Origin of the sequence: uncultured Victivallis sp. (assembly GCA_944389935.1) — a bacterium.
Taxonomy (GTDB): Bacteria; Verrucomicrobiota; Lentisphaeria; order Victivallales; family Victivallaceae; genus Victivallis.
On sequence record CALXOE010000036.1, the window covers coordinates 23,686 to 38,917 of the forward strand.

10 protein-coding genes are annotated in these 15,232 nt (G+C 59.7%); 4 read left to right on the forward strand and 6 right to left on the reverse strand.

Features of this window, described 5'->3' with window-relative positions:
• Positions 1-34 precede the first annotated feature (34 nt).
• The gene (locus tag Q0J85_RS11020) at positions 35-3,217 is read left to right on the forward strand and encodes a hypothetical protein (protein ID WP_294481392.1); all 3,183 of its coding nucleotides are present in this window, start codon (positions 35-37) and stop codon (positions 3,215-3,217) included.
• A 414-nt stretch (positions 3,218-3,631) separates the two neighbouring features.
• Here Q0J85_RS11020 and Q0J85_RS11025 read toward each other — a convergent pair whose 3' ends face one another.
• Entirely contained in the window at positions 3,632-3,964 is a 333-nt protein-coding gene (locus tag Q0J85_RS11025; protein ID WP_294481393.1) for a hypothetical protein, read from the reverse strand.
• A 191-nt stretch (positions 3,965-4,155) separates the two neighbouring features.
• Between Q0J85_RS11025 and Q0J85_RS11030 the strand changes: the two genes are divergently transcribed.
• Positions 4,156-6,108, forward strand: coding sequence for a polysaccharide lyase family 8 super-sandwich domain-containing protein (locus Q0J85_RS11030; RefSeq protein ID WP_294481395.1), 1,953 nt, complete (start codon positions 4,156-4,158; stop codon positions 6,106-6,108).
• Positions 6,109-8,376: 2,268 nt separating this feature from the next.
• Here the strand turns inward: Q0J85_RS11030 and Q0J85_RS11035 are convergent.
• The 4 genes from Q0J85_RS11035 to Q0J85_RS11050 form a co-directional block, all read right to left on the reverse strand.
• Positions 8,377-9,600 (reverse strand): GntR family transcriptional regulator, encoded by a 1,224-nt coding sequence (locus tag Q0J85_RS11035; protein ID WP_294481397.1) that lies wholly within the window; start codon positions 9,598-9,600, stop codon positions 8,377-8,379.
• 218 nt (positions 9,601-9,818) lie between these two features.
• A complete protein-coding gene (locus tag Q0J85_RS11040; protein ID WP_294481399.1) occupies positions 9,819-10,199 on the reverse strand; it encodes a hypothetical protein in 381 nt (126 codons plus the stop codon).
• Between the two features lie 129 nt (positions 10,200-10,328).
• Entirely contained in the window at positions 10,329-10,733 is a 405-nt protein-coding gene (locus tag Q0J85_RS11045; protein ID WP_294481400.1) for a VOC family protein, read from the reverse strand.
• Between the two features lie 74 nt (positions 10,734-10,807).
• On the reverse strand, positions 10,808-11,650 hold the full coding sequence (locus tag Q0J85_RS11050; protein ID WP_294481402.1) for a helix-turn-helix domain-containing protein: 843 nt from the start codon (positions 11,648-11,650) through the stop codon (positions 10,808-10,810).
• Positions 11,651-11,802: 152 nt separating this feature from the next.
• On the opposite strand from Q0J85_RS11050, the gene Q0J85_RS11055 reads away from it, so the two are divergent.
• Both Q0J85_RS11055 and Q0J85_RS11060 read left to right on the forward strand, forming a co-directional pair.
• Positions 11,803-13,104, forward strand: coding sequence for an FAD-dependent oxidoreductase (locus Q0J85_RS11055; protein ID WP_294481405.1), 1,302 nt, complete (start codon positions 11,803-11,805; stop codon positions 13,102-13,104).
• An 11-nt stretch (positions 13,105-13,115) separates the two neighbouring features.
• Entirely contained in the window at positions 13,116-14,414 is a 1,299-nt protein-coding gene (locus Q0J85_RS11060; protein ID WP_294481409.1) for an FAD-dependent oxidoreductase, read from the forward strand.
• A gap of 141 nt (positions 14,415-14,555) precedes the next feature.
• On the opposite strand, the gene Q0J85_RS11065 is transcribed toward Q0J85_RS11060, so the two are convergent.
• Positions 14,556-15,230, reverse strand: coding sequence for a prepilin-type N-terminal cleavage/methylation domain-containing protein (locus Q0J85_RS11065; RefSeq protein ID WP_367274643.1), 675 nt, complete (start codon positions 15,228-15,230; stop codon positions 14,556-14,558).
• Positions 15,231-15,232 lie beyond the last annotated feature (2 nt).

A 15,232-nucleotide genomic window follows, 5' to 3' on the forward strand; every position in this document is an offset into this window, starting at 1 on the left:
CATGATGTTTCTCCCTGCGGGAGCGGAGGATAAAGTGATTCAGCTGCCCTTGACAAGCGGAAATTACTTTCTCTACTCCAACGGTCCCGTGACCGGAAAACTTGTTGAAGAAACGCGGGGGCTGAGGCTGGATTACCAATTTGCTCCGGAAGCCGGAGCCGGTGATTTCATCGCGATCGGTTTCCGCCGTCGTGTGGCCGGAGTGCCGGAATGCCTGCTTTTCGAGGTGGAGTCTCCAGAGACCGGTCCCCGGGTGGCGGTACGTTACCGGGATTCGATGAAAGAGACTTTTCAGAAAGATCAGAAAGCTGTTGTTTCCGGCCTGAATCGGTACTCCGTCTCCCTGAACGCCTCCTCCGTGCACTGGGGCGGCAACGGTGACGGCATCGTAGATGCCCCGGCTGTTCCGGACAGTGTGGTTTTCTCCCGACGGGACGGTTGTCCCGATCACGGGAGTCTCCTGTTCAGGAGTTTCGCAGTGAAGACCGTGATTGATCCGGACAATCCCATCGGTTGGGCAGAACTGCGATATTCCGGCGGGCGCTTCCCGACGGCCGGGCGGAACAATATTTTTTCTTTCGAGATTTCTCCGGAGATTCCCGTACCGGAACAGGAGTGGCGTCTGGAAGCACGGATCGATGGCGGCGTCCCGGTTGTCCGCTCATTTTCATCGAGTCAGAAACAGATCGAAGTCGAGCTGCCGGTTTCCGCGGCGAAGTCGGCTGTCCTCTCCGTCCGGCTTCTCAACCGGCAGGGGAAGCTCATCGCCGTTCAGCCGGAGATTTTGCTTTATCCGCTTCCGGAACGTCCGTCTGCCGCGGCGGGAGACGATTCCATCTTCGGGATCAACGAGAAAAGCCGGAATCCGGTATCTTCTGCCGCAGCTGGAATCCGGTTTGTCCGTTTCGATTTCGACTATAAGCCGCCGGAGTGGTATTCCCGGGAGGAACGGGAGCAGAATCTCGAGGCGTTCAGCCGGAAACTTGCAGCTTGTGAGCAACTGGGACTGACCCCTCTGGTGATTCTGCATCCGCGTCGGCTGCTGGCTGTCTACCAGCCCGGAGGAGTTCCGGCGGAGCAACGTCTGGAGTCCTATGCCCACGGGGCCATCGCTCCTGTCGCGGCGGATGAGAAACTTCCTACTCTGGCGGACTGGGGAAACTGGGTGCGGGAAATGGTGACGCTCTTCAAGGGGCGTGTCCGCTATTATGAAATCGCCAATGAGCCAGATCTGGCAGCTTCTCCCCGGCAATATGCGGCTCTGGCCGGTCTGGCATGGCATCAGGGACGCTCCGCTGATCCGGAGGCGCGGTTCGGCGCGTTCAGTACGGCCGGTGTCAATCTCACTTTCATCGAGGAGGCGCTGCAGGCTGGAATGGGGAATTGTTTTGATTTTGTCACGGTTCATCCTTACCAGTGGAGTTCGCAGTTCAACCCCGAATTGCTTCGAAAGCAGCTCACCGGGCTCGAAGCGCTCCTGAAGCGTTATGGCCGGGTGTGCCCTGTCTGGCTGACGGAGATCGGCTATCCCAGTCAGCCGGTCGGCGGTGTTTCGCCGGAACGGCAGGGGGAACTGCTCGCTCAGCTGTATTTCACCGGGGCGGCACTGGGCCGTTATAAAATTTTCTGGTATTGTTCCGGAGACTGGCCGGGGGCTCCGGACGATCAGGAGGCCTATTTCGGAATCGTCGACGGCGTCGGTCGGCCGAAGCCGGCGTTTTACAGCCTCCGGTTCGCCTCGGATTTTCTGAATGGGGCGGAGTCTCTCGGACTCAATGTTTCCACGGACGGAACTGTCTGCTGCCGCTACCGCCTTGCCGACGGCCGTCTCGCAGTCGGATTCTGGAATGACGGCGGTCCGCAGAAACTGTCGCTGGAGTGTCCGGAAATTTCCGGCACCGGGGCGGAACTTCATGACGTTGACTTTTCTTCCCGGCGGCTTCCGGTTTCCGGGGGGCGGGTCGCCGTGGTGGCGACAGCCATGCCGCAGCTTCTGGTGTATGAGGGGCGCGGGGAGATTTCGCACAGGAAAAATGGGCAGACATTTCAACCGCGCAGGGAGCAGTCATCGCTGTTTCTCGCCGTCCCGACTCTCCGGCCGGGAATTCCCGGTGAAACTGTGACGATCCCTTACTCCCTGATCCAGCCTGCCGGACAGAAGCAGACGGTTTCGATTCAGGTGGACTCCCCCGCTTCGTGGAATTCCGCTCCGGTGAAAAGTACGCAGACAACGACAGGCGTGGAGACCATCGGGAGTATCTCTCTGCCGGTTCCGGCCCGGGTGCCCCCCGGACGTTACCCTGTCCGATTGACTGCTGCGGGCGCTCCTCCGGTCGAGGTGCTTCTCACCGTATCTTCCCCCGTCAGTTTTGAATTCGCTCCGCTGGAGGAACGCAAATCCGGGAACACCCGGCTTTTGCTCCGGATGCACAATCGCAGCATGTTCGCCCATCGCGGAGAGATCACTTCCGGAGTGAAGCCGGTGGAATTCAAACTCGCTCCCGGAGAACACCGGGAGGTGTTTCTGGAGGTTCCTCCGACCGGTCTCCAGCGTGAATTCGAGTTGGCCGGCACTCTGGACCGGCGGGAATTCCGGGAAAAACTTCCGTTGGACAGCATCTTCATTCCGCGCGCCGTCAAGCCGCCGCAGCTCAATGCGTCCTGGAACAGCTGGAACGACATTCACGGATTTCGCCTTGACCGGGCGGCACAGGCTGCGCCGCTGAATTCATGGTGGAAAGGGCCGGACGATCTCTCTGCGGAGGTGAAGTTGCAATATGACCGGGAGTTCCTCTATTTTGCCGCCCGGGTTGTCGATGATGTTCATTTTCAGCCATCGGCCGGGGGCAGTACCTGGCTCGGCGATGGATTTCAGATGTCGTTCGGGCGGGAGGACGAATACGCTTATGAGCTGCTGTTTGCCCTCTCCGCCTCCGGTCCGGATCTGTACCTGTTGAAATCTCCGGACGGCAGGACTGGAAAGCTGCCGGGGGCCCGTGCTGCCGCCGTGAAACTCGGGAATTGCGTCTATTATTCCGCAGCGATCCCATGGCGAGCACTGCCGGGAATCAATCCTGTTCCCGGAGGCAGATTGAATTTCAATTTTCTCTTGAACGACAACGATGGCGCCGGCCGGAAAGGATATCTGGAGTGCTGCCCCGGAATCGGCACGGGGAAGCAGGTTCGGGACAGTTATCTCTGGCGGCTGGAGCCGTGAACATTTTCCTCCTGACCCGGCCGCCAGTGGAAAAACGCGGATGATTTACATCTTGAGTTGACTGCAGCATTCGGGCAGAAATTCAACCCGGATTGGGCGCGGCCGAGTTGCAAGGAGCGGCCGGAGTTATGACGTTTTCAGGCCGCCTGGTTTCCGTAACTTCAATCGCCCTGCAGCCAATCCGTGAACGGTCGCGGCAGGTTGGACGCGGATCGGGTACGGTTCGTCCTTTCCCGTTTCCGCCGCAACTTGCCGTATCCGGAATGGCGAATGGGGGGCGGTCAGCTTGTCACGGGGCTGCCTCCACAATGCTCATCCGGCTACTTTTCACCCTGTAAATATAATGGTGCGGCTCCGGATGGTCCGGAGTCGCACGTGTTTTTCATCACCCTTTGCTCAACTAAGTGGGAAACGTCAGCGCCGGGGACGTCCCGGCGGCATGGGCGGTCGCACCGGCCGCGGATGATGATGCCGCGGCGGCGGTGCCCAGCGCCTCGGCGGCGGAGGCGGCGGCGGACACCACCGTGGAGGCGGCGGAGGCGGACACCAATATCTTGGCGGCGGCGGAGGCGGCGGAGGCGGCGGCGGTGGATACCATGGGCATGGCGCCAGAATGCGCGTAATTCCGTGCATGATCGCCCGAGTGATCTCCACGCCGTCGCTCGGACCGTGGTCGCCGGCGTGAACGCAGGTTGCCCCGGCGACCAGAATCGCCGCCAGCAGCAGAGATTTGACTGTCCGGTTCATCTTTTTTCTCCTTATTTTATGGGGTTGATGTTTTTTCGGATCGATCCAGTCAATATAACGTAAATTCGGACATCCTTATTGTATTGGTTTTTAAAATATTTTTTCTTCCTTTGATTTGCAACTGTCGACAGAAAATATTATCTTAATTTCAGAAAGGCAGGTGGACAATGAAAATTGCGGGAGTGGCGGCAATGATGATTACCCTGTTGAGTTTGTATGCGCAGGATGCGGATCTCGGGCGGATTCGGGAGCAGGCAGCGGAATATTTCGCGCGGAGCGGCGCCGGGACGGTGAACAGCCGGATTCTAACGTCGCAGCAGCCGGACGGTTCCTGGCGTGACGTCGATTATGGGAATCAGCAGCGCGGACACTGGCCGCCGCGGACGCATCTCGTCCGGCTGGAACAGATTGCTTCCGGATATCGTCGTTCCGGCAGCGTGTTTTTCGAGCGGCCCGAGGCGCGCGACGCGGTGATTCGGGGATTGGAATTCTGGGCGCGGCGCGATCCGACCAGTCCGAACTGGTGGTATCAGAGCATCGGGACGCCGCAGCTGCTGTGCTCCGTGATCCTGCTGCTCGGGGATGAGCTTCCGCCGGAACTGCTGCGGGAGTTGACTCCGATTCTCGACCGTTCCGAGCCCGGCATGACCGCACAGAACCGGGTCTGGCTCGCAGGAATCCATCTGCTCAAGGGGGTCATTTACGGAAAACCCGGCTGGGTGGACGAGGGGGCCGGCGCGATCGCGGAAGAGCTCCGGTGCGCTCCGGAAAACGCCGAGGGAATTCAGCCGGACTGGAGTTTTCACCAGCACGGGCCGCAGCTTCAGTTCGGCAACTACGGGCTGGCGTTTTTTACGGAGATGACGAAGTGGACGACGGTGCTGCACGATACCCGGTTTGCGTTTCCGGAGGAAAAGGTCGGGATTCTCCGGAAATACTTCGACAACGGCATCCGCTGGGTTCTGTTCAACCGGCAGATGGATTTCAGCGCCTGCGGGCGGCAGATCAATCCGGGACAGCCGCAGGGGAAGTACCGCTCGGCGGTCACGACTGCGAACCGGCTTGCCGCGGTCTGTCCGGAATGGCGGAAGCATCTGGGGGAGAAAGATTTTTGCTTTTCCGGAAGCCGCTTTTTTCCGGACAGCGATTTTTACGTCCAGCGCGGACCGGCGTACTACTGGTCGGTGAAGATGAGTTCTTCGCGCACGGTCCCGAGCGAGACGGTCAATTCCGAAAATCTGCTCGGGCGTCTGGCCGGTCATGGCGCGACACTTTTCATGAGCGGCAACGATGAAATGCGCGACATCGGCGGCATCTGGGATTGGCGCAGAATTCCGGGCATAACCTCCGTGCAGAACGACTCTTCGCTCCTTTGCAGCGAGGCTGGGAACCGCAATCTCCGCGAGTGGGTCGGCGGTATTTCCGACGGGGAAATCGGATTCTGTGCCATGGATTACGACAACGGGGAGGTCGCGGCGAAAAAGAGTTACTTCTTTTTCGGCGGAGAAATGGCCGCACTCGGCAGCGGAATCCGCAGTGAAGTCGACGCGCCGGTTCTGACCACCGTCGCCCAGCTCCGGAGCGCGGGGGAGACGGTTCGGAACGAGGCCGGAACCGAGTTCCGCAACGGCAATTTCACCTGTCGGCTGCTCCGGGCCGACCGGGGAGCGCTGGCGGAAACCCGGGAACACACGGGCAACTGGAAACGGGTGACCGCAGCCCTGTCCGCCGCTCCGGTGAAAGGGGAGCTCTTCACGCTGACGATCGATCACGGCGTCCGCCCGGAGAACGGTTCCTACGCCTATCTCGCGGCGTTCCGCCCCGAGGGAGAATGGGGGCCGCAGCTCCTGAACACCGATTCCGACGCGATTCATGCGGTTGCGGAGGGCGGCGCGATCATGGCGGCTTTCTACGAACCGGGGAGCGTGACGCTGCCGGACGGGAGTTGCCTCGAGGCGAAACAGCCGGCGCTGGTCATGCTCCGGAACGGCAGATTTTATGCGGCCGACCCCGACAGGAGCCGGAAGCAGCTTGAATTCTCGCTCGGCGGGAAGAAGCTCCGGCTTGTGCCGCCGCAGGGACGGGAAGCGGGTCGTCCCGCCTCCCTCCCGCTCGAATCGGTCAAGGCTCAGCGCGTCAGGTGATAGGCCATCACGCCGCCCGGCCGGGCTGAGGTGTCGGCGGTGAAACGGAGTTTGCCGTCGCGATATTCGGCCGGAACGCTCCCCGCGGGGAGGCCGTTGTTCTTCAGCGCTTCGACGCGGAAACCGGCGGGAAGGGCGAGTTCGACTTCCGTCCGGCACTTCTCCAGCAGCAGCGGCAGCTGTCCCCAGCTCTCAAGCAGGTTGCGCCGCGAATTCGTGAATTTCATTTTGGTCGCGGCGAGGTTCGGCAGCTGGAGGAAGAGCAGCGAACGGCTTTCCGCCAGCTCCCGCCCGTCGAGCGAGAGCAGGGCGGCTGTCTGATAACAGCTGCCGTTCACAAGGCGCACAACCGTGCCGTCGGCGTTTCCGGAAAAGGTGAACACTTCGCTGCGGGGCGTGACGATCCGGACCGTCTTTGCTTTCGAGTCGAGCGTGATCTCTCCGCCCGCACTCGTGACGCGGCCGGTTTTGCCGAGTTCGTCGAGTGCGGCCCGGGCGGGTTGCGGCAGTTCCGACTGCCAGCCGGGACTCAGCGGATCGAGCTTGAGAACGCCGGAAAGTGAGGAATTCGTTCCGAGCGAACCGATTCGGCCATAGAGTCCGAGTTCCGTGAATTCATCGGGAAAGTTACCGTCATTTTCCGGCGGTCCGGAGAGCTGTCGGAGCTGTTCGGCCGTGCAGGAAAACGCGAATGCCGGCGTCGCGGGGCGCACATCACCGCGCATGAAGAGCAGCCGGATGATCCGTTCCGCAAACTGCGCCTGCGGATCGTTGACGATATCGAACCCCATCGGCACGTTGAATTTCTCCATGTTCGCCCGGTTGTGCGACCAGGCGAAACGGTAGAGTCCGTCCCAGTCCTGCAGTGCCGCATAACCTCCGATCAGCGGCGCGGACTCCATCCGGTTCGGATTCGGGTTGCAGAAGTTGAATTCCGTGACGGTGTACGGTTTGCCGAAAATGCGGGCCGGCATCAGATAGCGCGGATTCTGGGCCAGGCGCGAGATCGAGGACATGTTCGAGAAGAGATACGGCATCCCCCACTGCCGCACCGGAAAACTCGGATGATCCCAGTACTGGTGGTTGTCGACGAAGTCGAGATGCTCCCGCACTCCGATCAGCGTGTATTTGCTGTGCATGTTCAAGTCGGTGATGAGGGCGGTCAGTTGCAGCTCCTCTTTCAGGAACCGCTTCTGTTCCTCGATGCAGCGGATCTGCAGGTCGTTCAGGAACTCGATGAAGAGCCCCCCGCGTGAAGCGCGGTTTTCCGGAGTGTCAAGTTTCCGCTCTTTCAGGAATTCGACATACCGTTCTTCAAAGAGCGGCACAAGCGAGGGCACCCGGTTCCAGATCGAAACGAGCGGATTCTCATTGACGAGATTCAGCGAGTAGAGCGCCGGGTCTTCCGCATAGGTCAACCCCGTGTACGGATTGCGGTGGGTCAGCAGACGGCGCGCGAACTCCTTCCAGTTCGCCATGGCCGAGGGGCTCAGCGTGACCAGCGTTTTGATCTCGAAATCGTAGCGTCCGAAACTGCGCCCCTCGCGTTCGCGGATGTTGTCGCCCGGGCGCAGCGCCCGGCTGGCGTAAAGGTCGAGGCAGAGGTAGATCCCCCGCTTTTTGAGCTCGGCGAACAGGTAGTCGAATTGATCGAGTGTTTTCGGATTGAAGGTCAGGGAGTCTTTTGCGTTCCGGTCGAGCAGATCGTTTTCAAAGTGGTGGAACCGGACGGTATTGTATCCGAGGCGCGTCATTTTCGTCACGAAATCGTCCGCTGTTTTCCGGTCGAGGTAGCTCGAGTTCCCGACCAGGTTCGGGCCGAAGAAACGGATTCGCCTCTCCGGCGCGTCGCGAAACGCGAAATGTCCCTCTCCGGTCACGATGACCGGACCGTATTTCCCCGCCGGCGCATCGAGATAACGGGAGAAATCCAGCGGAGATCCCGGTGCGGTCGTCCCGTCGAAGTCAAGCGTAACCCACTCGTTTCCCGCAACGAGGTAGAACGGCGGCTCTATCTGGTTCAGATTGAGTTTCCGATCACCGAGGGTGGCGCCGATGATCATCCAGACAGCCCCGCTCTCCGGCGCCGCCCGGAACGTCAGTTTCTCCGGTGTTCCTTCGAGCGGAAAGCAGGAGAGATAAAGTCCGACGTAGGACTCCTTGTTCTCTCCCGTCCATGCCAGCGCCCCGTTCGGGAAGCTGAACGGCTGCCACCAGTTGCCGACGTCGCGGCTCGCGAGCACCGGAAACTCTTTCGTCTTACCGCCCTCATATTCCGCGCAAATCATTCCGACCGGATTCCCCGCCGTCGGAGTCCATGCCGAGGCATGCAGCAGATACAAATAGCGCAATCCGCCGGTGAGTTTTCCCGTCTGTACCGACTTCGCCGCCGGGAACTTCTTCTGCCCTGAGGAGAGCACGAGGCAGGAACGCCCGCCGTTGCGATCCGGATCGACGATATCGAAATCCACTCCGAGTGTCGTAAATTTGCCCGGCTTCATCATCGAGAGGTCGTTGGTCGGCCCCTGATCGGTCCAGCCGCCCTTGCCGTCGTTGAGTTTTTCGTCGCGGAATCCCATATTGAAAATCTCCCGCAGATCGAGTTTCGCCGCCTGCGGCGATGAAACGCGGATCCGCAAGGTCAGCGTTGCAGAGAATCACCTCCGGCAGTTCGCCCGGCGTGCCGATGAGCGCCCGGGCGCGGGCCTCCGGCGATTCGTCCTCACGGCTGAACTCCAGATCGAACGACTCCGCTTCCGCCGCGAACAAATGCGGCCGGAACAGCGGACCGAGCTTCTTCCGGAAAATATTGTAGACCCGCTCGTTGAACCCGTACTTGCCGGGCGGCCCGAAGTAGCCGATCCGCGTATAACCCCGTTCCCGGAGCTCGTCAAGGAAGTCGCCGATCCCCTGCGCCATGTTGAAATCGATGTAGTTCACTTCGGAAATCCCATAGCAGGCATTGGCCGAAATGAAAGGAATATGTTTTTTCTTCAGCACATCGGCAATCTCGTAAGTCAGCGAGGAGAAGATGAAAATCATGCCGTCGACCGGCAGCGTCGTCAGATAAGCCGGATTCTGCCGGAGCTGCTCCGCCCCGATGTGGACCAGAATCGCGTGAAACCCCGCCCGCGCCGCTTCTCCGTCGATCTCCGCCGCAATCTGGGATACCGTGTACGGTGAGTAATGGTAACGGCTGTTGAGATAGCGCTGTTCGGTCACCTCTTCTTCGCCGCTGCGTCGGATGCAGATCACTCCGATCGTGTGGTTCGATATGGTGTTGCCGCGCGGAATGACGAAGGCGCCCGAGTTCGGGATGATCGAAACATATCCTTTCTCCTCCAGTACCCGGAGCGCTTTCGAGATCGTCGCAGGATTGACTCCGAACTGCCGGCCGAGCACGCGCACCCCCGGCAGCTTCCCGGAGAGATCTCCGCTGCGAATGCCCGCTTTCATCTTGTCGACGAGCTCATGGTAAACGGGAACAAACAATTTATTTTCCTCCATCTTATATGGCGTCTTACATATCACATCATATATTTTGAAAACCGTATTACATCACTGTCAAGAGGGAGGATGAAAAAATGCAGATTTTTTATCTGCCCGCCGTCTCCCCGCGCTGCGGAGAAATGGAAAACCGCCGCTTCCCGCGGCAGGTGAGTTGCGGCGGAAAACGGCGGTTCGGAACGGAGTCGCGCTCCGGAAAGAAACTACCGGCGGCGCGGCTGTTCGAGAATCAGCGTCATGAGCGGGCGCCCATCCCCTTTGTCGATGACCTTGAGCGCACCTTTCTCATAGAGGAAACTGTAGTAGAAATTCCACTTCTTCCAGAGTTCCGTCTCCATGTCCGGGGTCATGAGGCCGTTGTTCGAGAGCGAATAGCCTCCCGCCCAGTCCCAGAAAGCAAATACGTCCGGATTCTCCTGCGGCGTCGAAATATGCAGGAAGATCAGATCGTTGTTCACGAGCACGTAGTCTTCCCGGCCTGTGGAGGAGTAGCGCCCCTCCGGCAGCCGCGGCGAACTGCAGCCCGCTGCCACACCCAGAATGAACAACGCAAAACCGATGATCAGAAAACGATTGAATTTCATTGTGATTGTAATCCCTTCATGAGTTGATCCGGTACGACGGAAATTTCTTCCGGCAATAATATCACTTTTTTGAAGAAAGTCAAGGTTTGCCGACAGAAAATCTCCTCTCGTCCTGTGTCGGATTGCCGATTACAGAATGCAGGTCGCACCGGTTTTCTGGCAGCAGTCGGGCGTATATTCATGGAGTTCGATGCGGACGCCGTCCGGATCGGAGAGCCACGCCTGCCATGCGTGATCGGCGCCCATCTTCTTTTCCCCGACGGCATATCCCGCGTCGGCCAGCCGGGCGTTGACCGCGTCGATCGAATCGGTCTCCAGACAGAAGTGATCAATCGGGTTCGGACCGGTTTCCGTCTCCTCCCTCCGGAAAAATTCAAGGTAATTGCCGTTCCCGACTTTCAGGTAGAAGCCGACGACTTGACCGTCACGGACAAAATCAAATGCTTTCTCCAATCCGAGTCCCTCGCAGTAAAACCGGGCTGTCCGGTCGAGATCGGCAACGCGGATGCAGACATGTGCGATTCCTTGAATCATGGCGAATTCCCTTTCTGCTGAAAACTGTGCACCCGGGAAGAATATCACGCCGTTCGGTAAATTGCAAGTCGTTTTCAGGCTGTATGCCGCCCGTGCCCGAATTTTTTGCGGTATTGCAGCGGCGGCAGCCCGAATTCGCGGCGGAACATCGCTGTGAAATGGCTCTGATCCGGAAATCCGCTCGCGGCGGCCACCCGGCTGATCGGCCAGTCCGCCGCAAGCAGAAAACGGCGGGCTTTCCGCAGCCGCAGCCGCTGCAGATACTGTCCGAATCCGATGCCGCATTCAGACTGGAAAAGGTGCAGCAGGCGCGATGGACTCATGAACAGCCGTTCGGCAACGTCTGCCGCGGAGGGGTTTTCGTGCGAGTGCAGCCGGAGAAATTCGAGCACTTCAACGATTCTCCGATCCCGCGGACGGAGCGGGAGCAGATGGCTCGAGTCCGAGTACGCCTGCTGCACCGTTCCGGCAAAAACGTCCGAGACGAATTTAAAATACGTCTCCGCCGCCGTTTCGGGCAGAACCGGCAGCTGCCGGAAAAGCGGTTCGAGTTCCGGATACCGGCAGCTCCCCGCGGTCGGTCGGAACGGCCCGAGCAGAATCGCTCCCGCATATTCCGGACTCTCCGGCGGCAGCGGGACGATCACTTCGACCGCTCCGGCGTGGCAGCTGCTGACGAACGGCGTCGCATGGCGCGAGAGCCGTCCGGTGATTTCCCGCGTGTCATGATAGATGCAGCGTTTTTCTCCGGCTCCGCCGTTACATGCTTTCACAGCCGTGCAGAACGCGCAGATGTGCTGTCCGCAGTTTCGCGGCAGATCCGGTTCCGGTACGAGATAGCCGGAGACTTTCCAGATGCACCCCGTCCCGGCGAGAAGCGAAAAGCCCTCCAGTTTCCGCCGGAGATCATGGAACATGTCCGCAGATGTCATCGTAAAGGTCAATGTTTTATGGTTTTTCAGCGATTTTATTATAAAATATAGCATGAAAACGATATAAAAACCAGTTTTGCGGGCTATATTGATGACAAGTCGTGGATTTCCCGGATTAACAATCAGGAGGACGGAAGATGATTCAGACTCTGGAACTGCCGCTTCTGGCGGATGCTGAAATCGTGGTGGTTGGAGGCGGCCCGTCGGGATTTGCGGCGGCGCTCGCCGCCGCCCGGAACGGCGGAGACGTGCTGCTGCTCGAACAGACAACCATGCTTGGCGGACTCGGCACCGCCGGTCTCGTGCCGATGTTCGCGCCGATTTCGGACGGCGAACGTATGATCTACGGTGGCATTTTCGAGGAAATCAACCTCGAAATGTGCCGCCGCATGGGAATCGAGCCCTGGCAGGACCACTGGCAGGCGATCAATCCGGAGATCCTCAAACGGCTGCTCGACGAGATGGCCGAAGCCGCGAAGATCCGCTTTGTGTTCGGCGCGAAAGTGTGCGAAGCCGAGGTCGAGGACGGGCGGATCAAAGCCGTCCTCGTGGCCACTTCCATGGGACTCAAGCGCGTCACGGGCCGCCGGTTCATCGACGGAACCGGAGATGCTCTGCTCGCGGCGCTGGCCGGGGCGCAGTTCGAGTTCGGCGATGAAAACGGCCGCACGATGAGTCCGACACTCTGCACGCAGTTTTCCAACATCGATTTCGAGGCCGCCCATGCCGCGTCACGGGCCGGGGCGTCCGACCACGACATCTGGAGAAAGATGACGGCGGAGGGGACCGCTCCGTTTCAGGAGCATCACTTCATCTGCATGAAGCCGGTTTCGCGGGGCTCGGCGACCGGCAATCTCGGCCATGTCTACGGCATCGACACGCTCGACGAATTTGAGCTGACCCGCGGGTATGTCGAGGGGCGGAAAATCGCGAAGATGCTCGAGGATTTCTATCGGGATCATGTTCCGGGATTCCAGCGGGCGGAGCTGCTGGCGACCGCGTCGCTGCTCGGCGTGCGCGAGACCCGCCGGATCATCGGAGAGTACCGCATGACGATTGCGGATTACGAAAATCGCGCCTGCTTCGACGACGAGATCGGCCGCTGCTGCTATCCGGTCGACATCCACTCCGGAACCACGGACGCCGAGGAACAGAAGAACGTTGAAAAAGTGCTGCGGCAGACCCGCTTCGGCCGGGGAGAGAGTTACGGCATCCCGTACCGGGCGATGATTCCGGAAAAGCTCGTGAATCTGCTCGTGCCGGGGCGGGCGCTTTCGGCGGACCGGGCGATTCAGTCGAGTTTGCGGGTCATGCCGCCGTGTTTTGTCACCGGGCAGGCGGCGGGAGTCGCCGCGACGCTGGCCGGGGCGGATTTCCGCGACGTCGACACGAAAAAGCTGCGTTCCCGTCTGCGCGAGATGGGCGCTTACTTCAAATGAGGATGGGGAAAATGGAAACACTGAAGTATCGATTGGAGAAAGAGATTCCGATCCTTGCGGATGTCGATCTGCTCGTCGTCGGCATGGGCCCGGGCGGACTCTGTGCCGCGGTTACGGCGGCCCGGCAGGGGTTGACGGTGACGGCGGCCGAACATTACGGCAGTCCCGGCGGCATGGCGAATGTCGGGGAGATCTCCCCTTTCATGCCGAATCACTGCGGCAGCGAGCCGCTTGACCGCCCGCTCTACATCGAATGGGTGAACCGTATGCGCAACTATCTCGCCTCTCCGCCGCCGCCGACCGCGGTGAAACGCGGGGATGATCGAAGCATTCCGCGCTACTACGCGATGCTCGCAACGGAAGATATGCTGCTGGAAGCGGGAGTGAAACTGTTCTATCATCATACGTTCTTCGACGTGGTCAAGGAGGGGAAGCGGATCTCGGCGATGATTTTCACGGGGAAATCGGGGCTCTCGGCGATCCGGGCGAAGATGGTGATCGATTCAACCGGGGACGGCGACGTCGCGGCCGGGGCGGGATGCGATTTTGAATTCGGGAATGCCGACGGTTACTGTCAGCCGATGACGCTCTGTTTCAAGTTGTCGCACGTCGACCGCTCCCGGACACCGGATCATCGTACGATTTCGGAACTCTACTGCCGGGCGAAAGAGGCGGGGAAGATCGACTGTCCACGGGAAGATGTGCTGTTCTTCAGCGACTTTGACGGGGATGTGGTTCACTTCAATACGACCCGGGTCATCCAGCATGACGGGACGAATGCGGAGGAGCTCTCGGAGGCGGAGATCATCGCGCGGAAACAGATGCGGGAATTTCTCGTTTTTCTGCGTGCTTCGGTGCCGGGGTATGAGCAGGCGGAGATTCAATCGGTTGCGTCGCAGATCGGCGTGCGCGAGTCGCGCCGGATTCTCGGGCTCGAGTATTTGACCATCGAGGCGTTTGAGCGTCGGGCGAAGTTTCCGGATGCGATCGCCCGCGTGAATTATCCGGTGGACATTCACAATCCGAGCGGGAGCGGCACGGATCTCCGGATGCTCGGAGCGGACGAGTATTATGAAATTCCCTACGGCTGTATCGTCCCGCCCTCGGTGGAGAATCTTTTGATGGGCTGCCGGGCGATTTCGGTCGATCATGCGCTGCACAGCAGCATGCGGGTGATGCCGCCGGTCTGCTCGATCGGGCAGGCGGCGGGAATGGCTGCGGCGATGGCGTTGAAAGCCGGCTGCAATCCGGCCGAACTGGAAGGCTCGAAAGTCCGTGCCGCGCTCAAGGAGTTCGGCGCGAATTTGTGATCCGGACTTTCTGACAGGAAAAAGCCTCCGTTCCGCAAGTGGGACGGGGGCTTGTTTTTTAGAGGGCCGTTTTTCAGCAGGAAAAAGCCTCCGTTCCGCAGTAGGAACGGAGGCTTGCCTTTTATTTTGTGACCAGGGAAGTTATTTCGGCAGCTGCCAGCCCCAGGATTCGTTGTAAGGTTTCCAGATGTTCCGGTTGTTGTTTTCAAGTTTGGTGCGCGACAAGCTCATGGCGTGCCCATCGAACATGGCGAAGTTCGCATTGCCGGCGTGACGGAGGGCAACAGGATACCAGGTGTCCTGCTTCCCCTGACCCCAGAAAGCGTTGGGCTGGATTTTCCCGGTCATGCTCTGGAGTCCCTTGGTTTGGAACATGTCAGCTTCGCAATCGCCGTACTGAATCATCTGAGAGAACTTGGCCCCTTTTCCGAGCAGGAAAGAGAGTTTGCGGGAGTCTTTCCCGTTTTCCCCGACCGCCTTGTAATGAACACCGTAGGAGTAGATGAAGTTCATCTTTGCTCCGGCAACCGGATTGTCGCCCCACTGCTTGTAGCCGCAGGCATCGGTGGCCGCCGGGCAGCTTGTGGCTTTGTCCTGCAGACCGTACAGCGAGTAGAACATGGCAATCCAGGTGTCTCCGCTCCAGCGGGGGGAGGCCGCGGGAACGAAGTCATTATAATCGTTGCAGTACATGCCGGAGATCTGGCCGATGCTCTTCACATTGGCGAGGCAGTTGGCGGTTTTCGCCCGCTCCCGCGCCTGATTCAAGGCGGGCAGCAGCATTGACGCGAGGATTGCGATGATCGCAATGACCACGA

Bases quoted from the DNA above. Each gene is read 5' to 3' on its own strand.
- Q0J85_RS11025 (WP_294481393.1), bottom strand. From the start codon at position 3,964: ATGAACCGGACAGTCAAATCTCTGCTGCTGGCGGCGATTCTGGTCGCC.
- Q0J85_RS11030 (WP_294481395.1), top strand. From the start codon at position 4,156: ATGATGATTACCCTGTTGAGTTTGTATGCGCAGGATGCGGATCTCGGG.
- Q0J85_RS11040 (WP_294481399.1), bottom strand. From the start codon at position 10,199: ATGAAATTCAATCGTTTTCTGATCATCGGTTTTGCGTTGTTCATTCTG.
- Q0J85_RS11045 (WP_294481400.1), bottom strand. From the start codon at position 10,733: ATGATTCAAGGAATCGCACATGTCTGCATCCGCGTTGCCGATCTCGAC.
- Q0J85_RS11050 (WP_294481402.1), bottom strand. From the start codon at position 11,650: ATGTTCCATGATCTCCGGCGGAAACTGGAGGGCTTTTCGCTTCTCGCC.
- Q0J85_RS11055 (WP_294481405.1), top strand. From the start codon at position 11,803: ATGATTCAGACTCTGGAACTGCCGCTTCTGGCGGATGCTGAAATCGTG.
- Q0J85_RS11060 (WP_294481409.1), top strand. From the start codon at position 13,116: ATGGAAACACTGAAGTATCGATTGGAGAAAGAGATTCCGATCCTTGCG.